This is a genomic window from Sphingobacterium sp. BS-2 (genome assembly GCF_046161205.1).
Taxonomy (GTDB): Bacteria; Bacteroidota; Bacteroidia; order Sphingobacteriales; family Sphingobacteriaceae; genus Sphingobacterium; species Sphingobacterium mizutaii.
Window position 1 is genome coordinate 219,994 of record NZ_JBIXGO010000020.1, and the last position, 14,493, is coordinate 234,486.

12 protein-coding genes and 1 tRNA gene are annotated in these 14,493 nt (G+C 39.1%); 4 read left to right on the top strand and 9 right to left on the bottom strand.

Going from position 1 to position 14,493, the window contains the following annotated elements:
* Positions 1–39 precede the first annotated feature (39 nt).
* The 6 genes from ACK2WI_RS15975 to ACK2WI_RS16000 form a co-directional block, all read right to left on the bottom strand.
* On the bottom strand, positions 40–1,335 hold the full coding sequence (locus ACK2WI_RS15975) for a D-alanyl-D-alanine carboxypeptidase (RefSeq protein ID WP_409151558.1): 1,296 nt from the start codon (positions 1,333–1,335) through the stop codon (positions 40–42).
* A gap of 120 nt (positions 1,336–1,455) precedes the next feature.
* Positions 1,456–3,147 (bottom strand): RagB/SusD family nutrient uptake outer membrane protein, encoded by a 1,692-nt coding sequence (locus ACK2WI_RS15980; RefSeq protein ID WP_312697919.1) that lies wholly within the window; start codon positions 3,145–3,147, stop codon positions 1,456–1,458.
* Positions 3,148–3,175: 28 nt separating this feature from the next.
* A complete protein-coding gene (locus ACK2WI_RS15985) occupies positions 3,176–6,448 on the bottom strand; it encodes a SusC/RagA family TonB-linked outer membrane protein (protein ID WP_409151559.1) in 3,273 nt (1,090 codons plus the stop codon).
* A 516-nt stretch (positions 6,449–6,964) separates the two neighbouring features.
* Entirely contained in the window at positions 6,965–7,690 is a 726-nt protein-coding gene (locus tag ACK2WI_RS15990) for a ThuA domain-containing protein (RefSeq protein WP_312697917.1), read from the bottom strand.
* A gap of 4 nt (positions 7,691–7,694) precedes the next feature.
* The gene (gene aroB / locus ACK2WI_RS15995) at positions 7,695–8,759 is read right to left on the bottom strand and encodes a 3-dehydroquinate synthase (protein ID WP_409151560.1); all 1,065 of its coding nucleotides are present in this window, start codon (positions 8,757–8,759) and stop codon (positions 7,695–7,697) included.
* An 87-nt stretch (positions 8,760–8,846) separates the two neighbouring features.
* Positions 8,847–9,053, bottom strand: a complete 207-nt coding sequence (locus ACK2WI_RS16000; RefSeq protein ID WP_093096688.1) for an RNA-binding S4 domain-containing protein — start codon at positions 9,051–9,053, stop codon at positions 8,847–8,849.
* Positions 9,054–9,148: 95 nt separating this feature from the next.
* On the opposite strand from ACK2WI_RS16000, the gene ACK2WI_RS16005 reads away from it, so the two are divergent.
* Positions 9,149–10,339, top strand: a complete 1,191-nt coding sequence (locus tag ACK2WI_RS16005; RefSeq protein WP_093096691.1) for a proline dehydrogenase family protein — start codon at positions 9,149–9,151, stop codon at positions 10,337–10,339.
* An 87-nt stretch (positions 10,340–10,426) separates the two neighbouring features.
* Positions 10,427–11,038: an HAD family hydrolase gene (locus ACK2WI_RS16010; protein WP_409151561.1), complete on the top strand. Its 612-nt coding sequence runs from the start codon at positions 10,427–10,429 to the stop codon at positions 11,036–11,038.
* Position 11,039: 1 nt separating this feature from the next.
* Here the strand turns inward: ACK2WI_RS16010 and ACK2WI_RS16015 are convergent, their stop codons facing one another.
* Complete coding sequence (locus ACK2WI_RS16015) at positions 11,040–12,413, bottom strand: hypothetical protein (RefSeq protein WP_409151562.1); 1,374 nt, start codon at positions 12,411–12,413, stop codon at positions 11,040–11,042.
* 12 nt (positions 12,414–12,425) lie between these two features.
* On the bottom strand, positions 12,426–13,034 hold the full coding sequence (locus ACK2WI_RS16020; protein ID WP_236736462.1) for an RNA polymerase sigma factor: 609 nt from the start codon (positions 13,032–13,034) through the stop codon (positions 12,426–12,428).
* A 200-nt stretch (positions 13,035–13,234) separates the two neighbouring features.
* On the opposite strand from ACK2WI_RS16020, the gene ACK2WI_RS16025 reads away from it, so the two are divergent.
* Together ACK2WI_RS16025 and ACK2WI_RS16030 are read left to right on the top strand one after the other, a co-directional pair.
* Positions 13,235–14,083, top strand: a complete 849-nt coding sequence (locus tag ACK2WI_RS16025) for a universal stress protein (protein WP_409151563.1) — start codon at positions 13,235–13,237, stop codon at positions 14,081–14,083.
* A gap of 2 nt (positions 14,084–14,085) precedes the next feature.
* Positions 14,086–14,322 carry a hypothetical protein gene (locus ACK2WI_RS16030; protein ID WP_093096705.1) on the top strand — a complete coding sequence of 79 codons (237 nt, stop codon included), beginning with the start codon at positions 14,086–14,088 and terminating at the stop codon, positions 14,320–14,322.
* Positions 14,323–14,368: 46 nt separating this feature from the next.
* Here the strand turns inward: ACK2WI_RS16030 and ACK2WI_RS16035 are convergent.
* Positions 14,369–14,441, bottom strand: a tRNA-Thr gene (locus tag ACK2WI_RS16035).
* Between the last annotated feature and the right edge of the window lie 52 nt (positions 14,442–14,493).

Consider the following 14,493-nt stretch of genomic DNA (forward strand, 5'->3'; position numbering starts at 1 on the left):
TTTGCTTATGCGAATATACCATTTGATTTTAGAACTGGTTTAAAAATTTTCGTAGATATGGGTAACTATACGAACCATCTCTTTGCGGACCGGACTAGAGCTTCCCATGAAATTATTGTTTAAGAAAGAAAATACATAACGCTTTCCTTTCTTGGTTATGATATAACCACTCTGACAGTGAACACTATTGATCGTACCGGTCTTGGCCCATACGAAGGCCTTTCCTCCCGGTGTTGGATATACATTCTTCAGTGTTCCTTCTAAGCCTCCTGCTGGAAATAAAAAGTGTTTGGCATTCTCGTCACGCACCTCATTGCTGATCTGTAGCAATACCTCCACCATACTTCTTGGGGTGATCTTATTGTAACTTGACAATCCACTTCCATCTCTCAATTCAATGGTATCACTTAATTTGCTGTAATAGGTGTCCATCATGTATTGACGCAAATCTTCAGTCTTAAAGCTGTTGTACTTCAAAAAGGATGCGACCATATTGAACTGCTCTGCCAAGAAGTTATCACTTGGTAGCATCATTTCACGTTCTACAACTCTTTTTTCTACAGAATTATAGATCTTGAAATCTTGAGGGAGCTGCTGATGAACCAAACCGACATCTTTTTTCAAGGTATCTTGGAGCAATAGAACCAAAAGACTATCGCTAGGACGGAATGGCTTTTCATTGACATAATTCTTTGGCAATGGAAGCTCATTGATTTCATATCTATTGTTCTCCAATGCTCTATGGATCCTATAACGTGTGGTGGTATCTGCAAGTTGCTTTACATCACGTTCGAAATAAGAAGGGAATAATTTCAGTTTGCCATCAACCTCCCTAAACTGCACGACATTTCCATAAATGGGAAATGGGAACAATTCTGGTTGATAATAGAATTCATAATCCTCGATAGACCAACCGTTTCTATAGGTTGGTTCCTGCGTAGGAGAACTTGAATAGAAAAGCTTTTTATTGCTGTTTTTTAAGAAGTTATATACTCTTCCGTTATCCAATCTTGGATGCAAGAAACTAGGATCACCTGTTCCCCAAAATATCAAGGAATCCCCGCGTTCTACGTATGCAATTCCTGGGATAGAATCCCCGATCAGCTTCAGGGAAGCAAATAAGGTGAATACCTTTGTGTTTGATGCTGGGGTGAAATGCTTGTCTTGGTTATGGTTGTAAACAAAGCGTTGTTCATCGACATCATAAAGACTGAAACCGTAATAATGCTTGGGTAAAACTGTGGATTTTTGAAATTCATCATTTAGGTTGAGGGTAGATTGCGCTTTGGTAGTCAAGCAGGCCAATAAACACATTAGGATTAGTATGCTTCTCATGCTGTAAACATAATAATTGTTTCGAATTTTAGGAAGAATGAAACAAAGATTTTATAGTAAAAGAGAAGGGCTGATCAACTGACCAGCCCATTCTTCTTTTATTGAATTAACCTAATAGTTCTATTTTAATGCACCATTGCTACGGTCAATTTCCACCTGAGGCACTGGCCAGTATTCGCTGTTTGCAGAGAATGTTAAGCCTTTGTATGCAGGCAGATAAGTACCTTCAAATGAAGAATAGCTTTCCAGTACAGATTTGGCTACTCCCCAACGTACAAGGTCAAAGAAACGATGTCCTTCCATTGCCAATTCAATACGACGTTCTGTTCTTACGGCAGTACGCGCTGCATCTTGGGATGTAAATGATGGATATGGCTTCACGTTATACGCTGCAGCATTGGCTCCTGTTCCTGTTTTCTTTGCAGGAAGAGTAGCAGCACGCTTACGGATATCATTGACCAATTTCAATGCTCCTGGAAGGTTATTTGCTTCAACCTCACATTCTGCAGCCATCAACCACACATCCGCCAGACGAATGATATTTACGTCTAAGCCTGTTAGGTAATTGGCTCCAGGTGCAGCATTGGTAGCAAATTGAGCAACAGGAATCATGGTTTTAATTGTTACGAATGGTCCTGCGTATTTAGCGTCACGGATCCAAGCATTACCTGGCATAATTCCATAATCCAAATAAGAAACACCTCTACGACCAACGGTATAATCCAAACGTGGATCAAACTTCAAGCTCACATCTAATGCGTATGAATCTGTTGGGTTTTTCAAATCTGAAAGATATGGAGTTGCACGGTAAGCTGTGGTAGATAATGGAAGACCATTAGCATCAACTTGGAATGAATTCACTAAATCAATGGTTGGTTGATAGAAACCACAACATCCTACTGGTGAACTACCATATAGACCGGATAGCATATCCCCTACGTTGGAGTTATCGGCAGCACCATTGGAATTGATGGCATGCTTAGCTACCATCACTACCTCAGGTCCATTTTCCTTGGTTACATCAAAGTTGTTCCAGTATGGCATGGTAGTGATATCCTTACCAGCCATAACCTCTTTGAATAGAGTCAAAGCCTGTGCATATTTCTTTTGATACAGATAAAGCTTACCTAAATATGCTTTTGCAGCATTTTTGTCCATACGACCAAACTCATCTTTGATTTTAGTAGCTGGTAAATTAGCTACTGCAAATTTGAAGTCCTCTTCAATGGCAGGCGTAATATCCTTGTCATTTGGAATGGTCTGTGCTTCAGCTGTAGTTATCGCTTCGGTAATGATTGGGACATTTTTAAAGATCCTCCATAAGAAGAAGTTGTAATGACCTCTCAACATCTTTGCCTCAGCTTCGATTTCCTTAGCTCGCTCTGCAGAGATTTCTTTTGGTCCAGCTTGGTCTGCAGCTAGTAACTTCAAGGTATTGTTACAACGTAAAATACCTTCAAAGTATACTTGCCACATTTGGGACAAGTTGTCATTGGTACTGATCGCATTATAGGTTTCGATCATATTCATTGGTGTCTGGTCAGTAAGCTCTGAACCTTTGTGGGCATTGTCGGATGCAACCTCACCAAATAGCCACTGGCTAGGTGCCGAAGCATAGTTACCCCATGTACCGCTTACATTACCATTTAAGATACTATATGCACCTATTAGTGCACCTTCCACACCATCTTTATTCCCTACCTGAGGCTCAGACAACTGGCCTTGAGGTAATTTCTGTAAAAATTCTTTACCACAGGAAGTAACAAGTAGCATTCCCGCGCCTAAAAGAATCATTAATTTATTTCGTTTCATGATTGTTCTATTTAATATTCTCTACCTACTAAAATCCTAAATTAAGTCCAAATGTATACTGACGAGCTTGTGGATACACCCCAAAGTCAACACCCAATGCTGGATAAGCAGATGGAGTCGCTGAAACCTCTGGATCTAAGCCTTCGTATTTGGTAATTGTGAATAAGTTGGTAACACCTAAATATAATCTTAACCTATTGAATGTAGTGTTCTCACCAAATAGCTTTTTAGTTGGCAAGTTATATCCAATTTGGAAATTCTTAAGTTTCAAGAAACTTCCATCCTGCACATAATAAGAGGATGTTGCATATTCCATCGCACTAGTTTTGTCAGCTGGATTAGGTAGAGATGGGATATTACTACCTGTGTTTGATTCACTCCAAGCATCCAATACCCTTACGCTCTTCTGTCCACGGAATACCCCGAAATCTGTAAAGTAACGAGTAGCTTCATATAGGTCATTCCCTTGTGAACCATAGAAGTATAGTAACACATCAAAGTTCTTATAAGCTGCGTTAATATTTAAAGAGTATGTGAAATCTGGGTGTGGATTACCGATGATCGTTCTGTCTCCAGGATCGATTTCACCGTTACCGTTCAAGTCTGCATATTTCAAACCTCCTGGTCTAGCGTCATCGTATGAAGGTGAATTATTCACATCATCAACACTTTGGTAAATACCGGTCACTTGGTAACCATAGAATGATCCAAACGGTTGTCCCTTTTGAAGGATGGAAGTTTCCATTGAACGGAAGGCACCATAGTTCACTTGTGATACGGTTGGAGCCAAAGCTACTACCTCATTCTTGTAGTTAGAGAAATTAGCTGATAAGTCTAAGGTAAATGGTTTCTCTTGTCTGTGACCATAGTGGTAACCCAAAGAGAACTCAAAACCTTTATTGCTCATATCACCGATATTTTGGTATGGAGAAGCAGCTCTACCTGCAGCAGCAGCTGGAAGTGGAACTAAGAACAACATGTCAGTCGTTTTCTTGTTAAACCAATCGATCGATCCGTCTAAATCACCGTTCAATACAGTAAAGTCCAAACCTACGTTCAATGATTTAACCTGCTCCCATTTAATATCTGGGTTAGAGTAAGAGTTTTGCCAGATACCATTTACCACGCCATTGTTGATTGGGTATGATGATTCAGTCAAGGAAGCCAAATACCTGTTCAAGTACTGGAATCCTGGGATACGTTGGTTACCTGTCACCCCGTATCCTGCACGAAGTTTTAAGTCAGTTAACCATTCCGCACTTTTTGCAAACTCCTCTTGAGAAATACGCCATGCAGCACTAACCCCTGGGAACACCCCGTATAAGTGGTTTTCACCAAAGTTAGAAGAACCATCACGACGAGCGATCAAGCTCAATAGATAACGGTCTTTGTATGCATAGTCAGCTTTTCCCATTAAAGAAAACATACTTCCTATAGAACCAGAACCATTATTGTTGAAGTTCGAACTACCTGCGTTTAGATACAGATAATCCAAGCTGTTCATGATGAAGTAACCATTTCTACTGCCATCAATACCACGGTTTCTGTTTTTGATAGCCTCGGTACCAACCATTACGTTTAAGCTATGGTCTTCACCAAGATTAGGTTTATAGTTTACTGTATTGGTCCAAGTCCATTCTGTAGTATATCCCTGATATTCACTCATACCATTATTGAAACTACCTTCAGAGAATTCTGGGTTTGGATAAGTATAGCTTACTCCATTGTAGTTTTCATATCTCAAACCGAAGTTAGAGCGTAATGTCAAACCATCAATGATGTCATACTCTGCAAATGCGTTACCGAAGAAGAAATTAGAACGGTTCATATTGTCTTTAGCACGGTAAGCCAAAGCCACTGGGTTTTCACCGTTTCCTAAGTCCTTACCAAATGAACCTGCAAAGTTTCCACCTTCATCATAAACTGGGATAATGTTTTGGATACGGTAAGCGAATCCTAATACAGATCCTTCACCTTGGTAACCACCCGCAGTATTAGGGTTAACTCCCATACCATGACCTTCTGTATAAGCATAAGAAAGGTTTTCACCGAATCTTAATTTCTTATTGAAAGCATTGAATTGGGTATTGGTCCTCACGTTATAACGACGGAAACCGGTATGGATAATACTTCCTCTTTGATCTAGATAACCTCCAGAGAATGCATATTGAGAAGTTTCATTACCTCCAGTTGCAGCTAATTGATAGGATTGAATTGGAGCAGTTTGTGATAATTCATCAAACCATTTGGTTCCTGCTTTATTCGCTTTGGTGATCTGATAGAATGATGCACGATCTTTAGCGAAGTAGTTGTACTTGCTCATATCAGCATCTGCGGCAGTTACATCCCAGTTTGTTTTTGAACCCGCCAATAAATAATCAGGTAACTGTAAGTTAGTTCCATTGAATTTATTGTCGATATCCAAAATCTGCTGAGGAGTCAGCATTTTAGGGAATGAACCTTTGTTAGGAACCCCCGCTCCTGCGTAAGCATCCAAAGTGATTTTGGTACTTCCTTCTTTTCCGGACTTGGTCGTTACGATCACAACCCCGTTATTCGCACGAGCACCATAGATTGAAGCAGCTGACGCATCTTTCAATACCTGCATACTTTCAATATCATTTTGGTTCAACCAACTCAACTTGCCTTCATATGGTACACCATCAATAATGTACAAAGGTTCGTTGTTGTTAATGGTAGAATAACCACGGATACGAATTTGAGGCGTAGAACCTGGCGCACCGTCGTTGACAATCTGCACCCCTGTAGCACGACCTTGCAAGGCTTCAACTGCACTACCAGCTGGCTGGGACTTCAATTCCGATACATTTACTACGGCTACAGAACCCGTTAAGTCTTTCTTCCTTTGCGTTCCATAACCGGTTACAACCACTTCTTCCAAATTACTGCTATCCTCCGTTAAAGAGATGGTAATCGGTTGAGTTGTGGAGGTCACTGTGTGACGAGTAGAAGAATAGCCTACATAAGAAATAATAAGGACATCGTTTGTTTGCGCATCGATTTCAAAATTTCCTGAAGCATCTGATGAGGTACTCGACGTCTTTCCGACGATTTTAATGGTGGCACCAGCAATTGGCTCTTGAGTAGCCTGGTTAATAATCTTACCTTTTACTGGACTTTGCATCGCATATAGCGGATGCATAGCGATTTTATTCCAAATTGAAACTTCTGATGCAGAGACACTACCCATTGCGAGCACGCCCATTGATATCAGAAGTCCATTTTTTAGCAATCTTTTGGGAATAAAAGAATTGCTATGGAACTTCATTGATCTTCCCATAATAGAATTTGTTAGTTAGTTTGTTAAATTATTAGTTCAATGTTTCAATAAATCTTAACCTCATGGCATAGCAATGCCATGAATTAAATATTTATTATTTAATAACCGTAGAAATCCCAAGTATGGGAGATCTATCTTCCTAAAAAGAAATGTATTTCTTTAAGTTATTTTGGTTTACTAATTGGAATTAAGTACTTGTTGATCATAAGCTGTTAGTTAAAGTTATATAGTTTATTAGTTATCGGTATTTATGGTACTTTCCCTCACTCTATTTCCCTCTGCTTAATATTAACAAAGTGTACATCAAACACTTTCAAAATTTCTGTTGTACTTTTCCTTCACATCAAAAAGGAATAATACAATAATAACAGGAATTGATTTTGTTTAGAATTAAGTTTACAATTAGAACTAATTTATGAATTATTTTTAAAAAACAAGAGTTTTATGAAACAATTTATTTACAATGAAAAAAGGAGGTAAAATACCTCCTTTTTTAAATCCTTTATTGAGAATCGATTAATAGCCCAAAACGTATTTTAATCCACCTATAATCTGTTTTTGAAAGTTAGGTTCGTAAAATGATTCCTTGGTATGTCCTAAGCCAGTATAAAAAACTTTAATACCATCGTACTTCTGATACCAAGCAATAGGATGGAAATCACCCATCTTCCCATTTTTGTATGACTTCTCATCCAGGGTCATCAATATTTTCAGGTCCGGTTTAACATTGGAGAAATCATACCATTCATCCTTATGCATCCATACCTTTGGAAGATGCTTTGTAGCTAAATGTTTTCTATTCTTTACATCGATCTTCGCTTCTTGTACGGCCGGATGGCTAGCAAAATAAGCCCCTACTAAATTATTGTACCATGGCCAGTCATGCTCAGTATCAGTAGCAGCATGAATACCCATAAATCCCTTTCCTGATTTCAGGAAGTTCTGAAAAGCAACCTTTTGTTGTTCATTAAGGATAGTACCTGTAGTGCTGAAGAATAAAACGGCATCAAAATTCTCTAAGGAATCCGCTAAAAATACATTTGCATCTTCGGTATGAAACATCCCAATGTTTTCATCCTTCAACAATTTGGTCAGGACCTTCACTCCTTCTTCAATATTGTCATGCCTAAAGCCTGCTGTCTTGGTGAAAACTAAAACTTTTTTGGGTTTTTCAATGCCTGTTGCAAAAGCAAAACAGATACTTAAACAACAGATTAGGGTCAGTATGCAAATTCTTTTCATTTGTTTATTTGGTTTTTGATTGATAGTAATCTAGACTTTCGATGATGGCATCTTCTTCCACGTATTTATTAAAGTCACAATCCCCAATTTTCCTTAACAGCGCAAACCCAAGTTTATTGCCTTCATTCTTCTTATCGTTCTTCATCAATGCCAGCAACTCTGGGTAAACCGCCGAATTTAAATTGTATTTAGGATAGATTGATAATAGATAATCAACGATCTCATCCAATTCAGCCTTATCTAAATTGTTAATTTTATAGGAAAGATACGCTTCACATATCATTCCAATAGCAATTGCTTCTCCATGTAATAAAGGATTTACATCGGTCACCAAAGAATAACCTTCAATGGCATGGCCGATAGTATGTCCAAAATTCAAGATCTTTCTCAATCCCTTCTCTGTAGGATCTTCAACAACTACCTTATTCTTGATCAGCACAGAATCATACACCATACCTTCAGGTATAACAGGCAGATTCACTGTTTTACAACGGTTAAACAAATCCTTATCTTGAATCAAACCATGCTTGATTACCTCAGCAAATCCTGATAGGACCTGACGATCATCTAGTGTTTCAAGAAATTTATTGGAAATAAAAACAGCCTTTGGTTGGCTGAATGTACCTATGATATTTTTCACATTATCAAGATCGATCCCAGTTTTGCCTCCAACAGAAGCATCAACTTGAGAAAGTAAAGTTGTCGGTACATTTAAAAAATCAATCCCTCTTTTATAGGTAGAGGCAGCAAAACCGCCCATGTCAGTCACTACTCCGCCACCTAGGTTAAGCATCAAAGCTTTGCGGTCGGCTCCAAAGTCCAACATGGTTTTCCAAACACCTATACAGAAGTCTATGTTCTTGTTCTCCTCTCCTGGATCTACCTCAATGATATCATAATCAACAATATCAGGTATGGCAGCCTGAATTACAGGTAGACAATGATCATTTGTGTTTCTATCCACAAGAATCAAGAGTTGCGAATAATCATGATCAATGAGAAAGGACTGCAGTTCATCTAACTCATCATCGAATACGACTTCGTATCCCAAACTATTAATCTTCTTCATATATATTTTCTACCTAAAGATAGATTTTTTTATTGAATGTAATTGGATTTTTAAAACTGTAAACAGATATTTTACAGAGCCTAAGAATTATTGAACCTTCACTTTATTGCCGTCGAATTCTACGATATCGCCGACCTTAACTTTCAATCTTTTCCTGTAATCTACTTGACCATTGTACTTTACAAGGCCTTCTTCGACCACCCATTGGGCCATGGCACCATGCTCAACCCAGTTCATAACTTTCAATAATTGGATCAATTGGATGTAATCCCCTTCTAGTGTAAACGTTTGCATGAACAAAAGTAATTCTTATTGATAGTATTTACATTATTACAATGTTTTTAATTCATAAAAAAAGCCTAATTTTACCAACATCAAATTAAAGTAATATGGACATAGCTTCACCCTTAAAGCTTGACTTTAACAACACCGAAATTGCCTTTCAAGGCAAAAGCGACAAAGACCTTAACAAAGCGTATTGGTTATTTAAAATGGTCGCGAGCAACACCCTAATTAAGATAGGGACACCAATTACAAACTTTTCGTTGAATATCGGATTACCGATTCAAGGCATTATCAAAAACACCATCTACAAACAGTTCTGTGGCGGAGAAAGTATCCAAGATTGCCAAACTGCAATCCAAGACCTAGGTAAAGGTCATGTGACTACCATCCTTGACTACTCTGTGGAAGGCGAAGACTCGGAAGAAAGCTTCGATGCTTGCTGCGCTGAAATCCTTAGGACCGTAGAAGCTGCAAAAGCAAACCCGTTGATCTCCTTCTGTGTTTTCAAACCTACCGGTTTGGGAAGATTTGACCTTTTGGCCAAAATCGATGCTAAAGAATCTCTTTCCCCTGAAGAACAAGCGGAATACAACCGCATGTTGGAGAGATGTGACCGGATCTGCAAAGCTTGTTATGATAACAACATCCGTGTGCTTATCGATGCTGAACACTCCTGGATCCAGGACACTATCGATGATATTGCTAGAGAAATGATGGAAAAATACAATTCGGAAAGCCCAATTGTATATAACACCTATCAAATGTACCGTCATGACAAATTAGCTTCCATCAAAGCTGATTTTGCCTATGCTAAAACTCAGGGTTTCCATCTTGGTGCTAAACTCGTACGTGGTGCATACATGGAAATTGAAAGAGAAAGGGCTAAAGAAAACAATTACCCTTCTCCTATTCAACCCAACAAAAAAGCTTCTGATACAGATTACAATGCCGCTGTAGACTTTTGTCTTGACAACATTGATACCGTTGGATTGATGGCTGGTACCCACAATGAGGAAAGCTGCAGATTGCTGACCAATGAATTGGAAAAAAGAAACATCCCACACAATCTTCCTAATGTGTTCTTTGCACAGCTTCTAGGAATGTCGGACAACCTTTCTTTCAACTTGGCAGCTGCAGGTTACAACGTGGCTAAGTACATGCCTTACGGACCAGTTAAATCTGTAATGCCTTACTTGTTCCGCCGTGCTCAAGAAAACACCTCTGTAGGTGGACAGACTGGACGCGAGCTGAGCTTAATAATGAAAGAGCTGAAACGCCGTAAATCTGAAAAATAAGATTAACAACATACCTAACACTACAGGTATGACCAGAAAATGATCTTGAAAGTCTCCAATTCTTGGAGACTTTCTTATTTTTGCGGAATGACGGAAGAAAATTATCAGAAATACCTTAAACTAAAAGAAATTGCCGCCCCTTTCAAAGCTTTACTTTTTGATGTTGATGGAACTTTAGCAGATAATATGCACGCCCATAAAGCTGCTTATGTAGAGACTGCCAAGGAACACGGCATTATTTTAAATCCTGATCTGATCGATGAAACTGCTGGATGGCCCACCGTAGCAGTGGCAGACGAGATCTCTTCCCGTTATCAAGTACCCTTGGACAGATTTGAATTTGCAAAGAGAAAATCTGCAATCTTTATTGAACAGTTCATCCAAAAGACCCAACCCGTAGATTTTGTAAGACAAGTCTTGTATGATTTCGCAGAATCCAGGAAAATTGGGATTGTATCAGGTGGGAGCCGCTCTACCTTAAATATTACACTGGATGTCATTAAGGTCGTGGGCAAATATGAAACATTGGTCTGTGCTGGTGATACACCTGAAGGAAAACCCTCTCCTCAACCATTTTTATTGGCTGCAGAACACTTAAATGTCGATCCAATCGACTGCTTGGTATTCGAAGATGGCGACCCTGGAGTTCAAGGAGCAATTTCTGCCGGCATGGCTTGGGTCCGAATAGACCAGATGTAAATTAAAAGTTCGTGATGATCCTGATACCACCATTGGTATAGTTCATATCTGCTCTTTTAAAGCTACCAACTGGCATTTTGAAATAAGGCTCTACCGATAGATTGATGTTTTTGTTCATCTTCATTTCTTTTCCAATGGAGAAGTTCACAAAACCGCCAAAACCATTGCTACTCACGTTTTCATCCTCAGTCTTGATGGCTCTGGAAACCTGCTTCACGGCAGTCTTCACTTCCGCCTCACTTTCTGGGAGTCCATTACCAAACAATTCAGTATTGGCATTCTCCACATAGTGGGCATATCTATTTTGGTTGAATACAGCAGCATAGGTAATACCTGTGGAGGCGTAATAACCTGATTTAGACTTCACACGTACATCCAATGGAACTTCCAAGGCCTGCACATTTCCAGAAATCGCATTTACGTTCGGCAAAATAATCGCATTGCTGCTCGCAAAATTCTGGGTAAGTCCATTTGCCGTAATTTTCTGCAAGGCTTCTTTACTCGCTACAACAGGAGTCTCAGAATTCGCTACAGGATCTTTCATTTGGGACGCATCGTACCTGTTGTAAGCCAATCCAGTCCTTACACTAACATTCTTATTGATGTTATAAGCTAATAAGACTCCACCTCCAAAGTTGAACCGCTCATTGGTTGAATTTGGAGAAACGAAAAGCCCTAGATCAAATCGCTCCCTAAAATTAAAATTCCTGTTTTTAATGGTCGGCTCAGCACCTTTCTTAGCTTCTTGAGCCTGGTATGCCAATTCAGTATTGATATTATTTTCCCTAAAACCTAGATTATCGTCCTCAAGATCAATCTTTGCTCTCTTATCTGATAAGTTATAAGCATGCAATGAATTAGGAATCTGTACGGTCGATGGGTAAACTCCTTGATTAGCATAATTAGAAACCAAACCCAAATCTTGATAGCCCCTCACTTCATCATGGGCATCCTGAACTTGCGCCTGGGCAATAAGATTAGTTCCATTTGCAGAGGCATTCCATCCATTAGTATTAGCAATTTCACTGCCTTGCAATGGATTCACTCCAATATCTTGACTGTTCAAACCTTCTTGGAGCCCATTATTATCCTGCGGGGTCGATCCGTTATCTATAGTTGCTTCTTGATTGGAAGCCATTTGGTTATTGATATCAGCAGGATTATTATCCGGCCAGTACTTAACAGTTGCAACTCCTAACAATAAAATTGCCGCAGCGCTAGCAGCCCAATAATAAGGTTTGTTTCTTTTTATCGGGGCCCCGCCGTATCGACTCTGAAAATTCTCCCATGCGCCTTCCTTATAAGGAAGTTCCTCCATGGATTTCATCTTTTCGACGATCTGTTCGACAATATCTTTTTTATTCTTCTCTTCCATTATCTAAACGAATCAGGATTTAATATTTTCTAAATCAATTTGACTCAAATACAATTTGCGCAACTTCTGTTTCGCTCTTGTCAAATAAGTCCTGGACGTACTTTCTGGAATGCCCAGTTCCTTCCCTATCTCCTCGTGCGAATAACCCTCAATCTCATACAAGTTGAAGATCGATCGCTGGATATCTGGCAATTGCTGAATCAAGGAAAGCATATCTTCATATTCCAACTTGCTGCCATTATCTACTGAATAATGAATGGTATCACTACTGCTCAGGTCATCCAGCATATACATTTGCTTTCTCACCCTGAGTGCATCGATCGAAGTATTCACGGCAATCCTTGCAATCCAAGACTTAAATGTCTTTTCCAGAACATTAGGATCCTCATGCAGTGAAAATGTCCCGATCTTATTGAAAGCTTTAACAAAACACTCATTGACCAACTCCTCAGCCTCCATTTCATGCTTCATATATCGGATCACGACCGCCATCACGTACCCATAGAATTTCTTGTACAGAAAGGATTTACTCTTCTCAGAATTAGACATAGCACATTGCTCCAAAGCTGTCCTTAGATTCAATGCTGTACTGTTACTGAGATATTTCCTTAAAATTCCCACCTATGTCTTCTCTAATCTTCTGTAATTAAAAAAACTATAGATGAAGCTAAGCTTTATTCATACAAATCCTGCTATAAATATTCTATATTAGGATAACGATATAAAACAAATTCATGCTACAGTTGGTATAAAATAATGATAAAGGTCATTAATTCCTTGCCCATTATTTGGTAAATTTAACAAACACAAAATTAACGACTATGAGAGCCATATTATTTCCTACAGATTTTTCAGAAATTGCTAATAATGCGTTCCTCTATGCATTGCATATAGCCAAATCGATTGATGCCAAGATTTATGTCCTTTACTCCTATTTAGAGCCAGTCCTTTCTGCAACACATGGCGGCCAACCGGAACTACTAGGTGAAGTCTATCAAACCATTGAGCTCAATCAATTCGAAGTCTATAAAAAGAAAACCCAAAAGCTTCGTGATATAGCTGCCGAGATAGGTATGCAGGAAGTGGAATTGGTATTTCTCTTTGAAGAAGGCCCCGTCGCTTCCGTGGTAAAAAACATTGTAACTCGCGAAAATATCCATTTGGTGGTAATGGGAACCCATGGCGAATCCGGTTTCCTATCCAAATTGATCGGAACCAATACCGTGAGTGTCATCAAGTCCATCCAAAACCCAGTGCTGGCGGTTCCTCCTCATGCTAAATATCAAGGTATCAAACGAACTGTCTTCACCACCCTTTTCCGTGAAAAGGACAAATCTGCACTGAAAGAGATGTTGATCATGGCAAAAGCTGTAGATGCTAAGATCGAATGCTTGCATGTGTTGCATAACGATAAAGTAGCGGATGTCTTATTGCATAGCGAAGCATGGCAAAAGGAATTCCCGAATGAAAACATCAACTATGTCCTGCTTGATGAGGTTGAAAGTATAGAAAATACCATTGCAAATTACATCCTTGAAAACAATATTGATATATTAGGCGTCGTTAAAAGAAATCGAAGCTTCTTTGATCGGCTATTCAATAGCAGCATCAGCAACAACCTTGCTCTGCATTCAAAGGTGCCGATTTTGGTTTTCCATGAAGAAAAATAATTATGCAGCAGGTAATCAAAAAACTAGAATCTTTAAATCGTATCAACGATAAAGCAGAGAAATACACGGAAATAACAGATGAAAACTTTGTTGAACATGGCATTCTTTTCTTTATTCCATTAGAAAAATATGAAGTAAAGGTCCTAATTCCTGCTCCGCACCATAAAGCCCTATTCCAAAATGGTACACCAACCTTCAAACAGGTTCTGAACCATAAAGAGGCGATGATGCTCAAATAAAAAGAATAAAACAAAAAAGAGGATATCGTTTGATATCCTCTTTTTGAGCCTCCTATCGGAATCGAACCAATGACCTACTGATTACAAGTCAGTTGCTCTACCAGCTGAGCTAAGGAGGCATTTTCCTTGAAAGCGATGCAAAGATGTAAACTTCAGACCACTTTTACAAGA

Excerpts from the sequence above, each read along its gene's own strand:
- ACK2WI_RS15975 (WP_409151558.1), bottom strand. The coding sequence starts at position 1,335 with ATGAGAAGCATACTAATCCTAATGTGTTTATTGGCCTGCTTGACTACC.
- ACK2WI_RS15980 (WP_312697919.1), bottom strand. The coding sequence starts at position 3,147 with ATGAAACGAAATAAATTAATGATTCTTTTAGGCGCGGGAATGCTACTT.
- ACK2WI_RS15985 (WP_409151559.1), bottom strand. The coding sequence starts at position 6,448 with ATGGGAAGATCAATGAAGTTCCATAGCAATTCTTTTATTCCCAAAAGA.
- ACK2WI_RS15990 (WP_312697917.1), bottom strand. The coding sequence starts at position 7,690 with ATGAAAAGAATTTGCATACTGACCCTAATCTGTTGTTTAAGTATCTGT.
- aroB (WP_409151560.1), bottom strand. The coding sequence starts at position 8,759 with ATGAAGAAGATTAATAGTTTGGGATACGAAGTCGTATTCGATGATGAG.
- ACK2WI_RS16000 (WP_093096688.1), bottom strand. The coding sequence starts at position 9,053 with ATGCAAACGTTTACACTAGAAGGGGATTACATCCAATTGATCCAATTA.
- ACK2WI_RS16005 (WP_093096691.1), top strand. The coding sequence starts at position 9,149 with ATGGACATAGCTTCACCCTTAAAGCTTGACTTTAACAACACCGAAATT.
- ACK2WI_RS16010 (WP_409151561.1), top strand. The coding sequence starts at position 10,427 with ATGACGGAAGAAAATTATCAGAAATACCTTAAACTAAAAGAAATTGCC.
- ACK2WI_RS16015 (WP_409151562.1), bottom strand. The coding sequence starts at position 12,413 with ATGGAAGAGAAGAATAAAAAAGATATTGTCGAACAGATCGTCGAAAAG.
- ACK2WI_RS16025 (WP_409151563.1), top strand. The coding sequence starts at position 13,235 with ATGAGAGCCATATTATTTCCTACAGATTTTTCAGAAATTGCTAATAAT.
- ACK2WI_RS16030 (WP_093096705.1), top strand. The coding sequence starts at position 14,086 with ATGCAGCAGGTAATCAAAAAACTAGAATCTTTAAATCGTATCAACGAT.